We start from the raw sequence: 1303 nt of genomic DNA, 5'->3' as shown, positions 1-1303 counted from the left end.
CAAGTGGTCCCAGATGCCTCTAGAGTAGACACAGTAGACTATGATTAGTTTTCTGTGTTTTTTTTAATTTCATTTAGAGGTGAATTAATTGGTAGTTATTAGAGGTGCCCTTAATGAAAGGAGGACATTAGTAAAGAACACAACTGTACTAAAATGTGTTCGGACCACGGACAAGATTGTTTCTAAAAAGCATTCATACTAGTATTTTAACATAATTTTTGACAAAAACTCTTTAAGAATTATTTCAGGGCATTTAAAAAACCATGAAAAGAACTTAAATCATAGAGATGCTGATTACATGCATCTGAATCTAGGCAGATATAATTCCCTTTTTTGGTATAAGTGCCATCACCACTCGATTTAGTCGTTGCTAAAAATAGACTGATGGTTGTCATTTCTTGACAAATGGCACATAAGCCTTTGATAGCATTGCTACCAAATTCACCGAAAGTGCCTTGAAGTTTATCATGTTCATCGTAAAATAAGATGAATTTACGTCCCTGACCTGGATCATGCCATGCGACATAGGTATTTTCTCGTAGGTCTAAGCTTGACCAATTGGGAATTTGGATTTTTTTAACCTTGCGAAAAACTTTCTCCACTGCTTTGTTTGACGGGACTTTGAAAGGGCTAACTAACGGTTTTAAATGCACTTCAAAATAAGTCTTAGCACTAGCTTTCGTTAATTTTTCATCAAATATCACCTTTAAAAAAGTATCAAAGTCATCAAATTTTTCTGGTAAAATGATATCAAACTTAGCTAAAGCCTGTGCCTTAATCGCTGCAACCGTTGATTTATCGTTGATACTCTGATAGACGTTGATTAAATCGTCAACTGTTTTGAACAAACTGAAATATTGGTAGGGATACATATTTAATTTTCCTTAATCATTATTAAAACATTAGTAAATATAGTATAATATATCTATGATCAAAACACAAAGATGGGCTGCGCAAACCCACGATTTTTGAGGTACTCTACTATTTTGTCCTCTCACTTTTACTAAATGCGATTGGCAATGGGCTCACGGTCGCAGCTAACATGGGCTCAAGNTGGTTCTGTTGCAAAGTTTTAAATAAAGAATAAAATCCCTTACGGTATCTATGATTTAAGCTGGGATTCCCAATAATACCTTGATTTCAGTACAGACCGAAAACCCGAAGAGAGTGCCTTCTTTTCGGGTTTTCTTATATAATCCTCGGATGGCTTCCATGCCTTTAATCGTGGTAGAGGCAGTGCGTAAACTTCGATAGAATTTATTGCGTCTCTTTATTGGACGATGGTCTTGTTCAATCAAATTAT

The 1303-nt window shown here is 35.3% G+C and carries 1 protein-coding gene and 1 pseudogene; both read right to left on the bottom strand.

Features of this window, described 5'->3' with window-relative positions; genetic code table 11:
* Positions 1-239: 239 nt before the first annotated feature.
* Entirely contained in the window at positions 240-872 is a 633-nt protein-coding gene (locus RU87_RS09440) for a FusB/FusC family EF-G-binding protein (protein WP_068164979.1), read from the bottom strand.
* Positions 873-1109: 237 nt separating this feature from the next.
* Positions 1110-1303, bottom strand: a pseudogene (locus RU87_RS09435) (hypothetical protein); the annotation flags it as partial.

This window comes from Pseudolactococcus plantarum (assembly GCF_002441715.1).
Classification (GTDB): Bacteria; Bacillota; Bacilli; order Lactobacillales; family Streptococcaceae; genus Pseudolactococcus; species Pseudolactococcus plantarum.
Note: the sequence above shows the minus strand (reverse complement) of the source record. Positions and strands in the feature narration are given on the sequence as shown.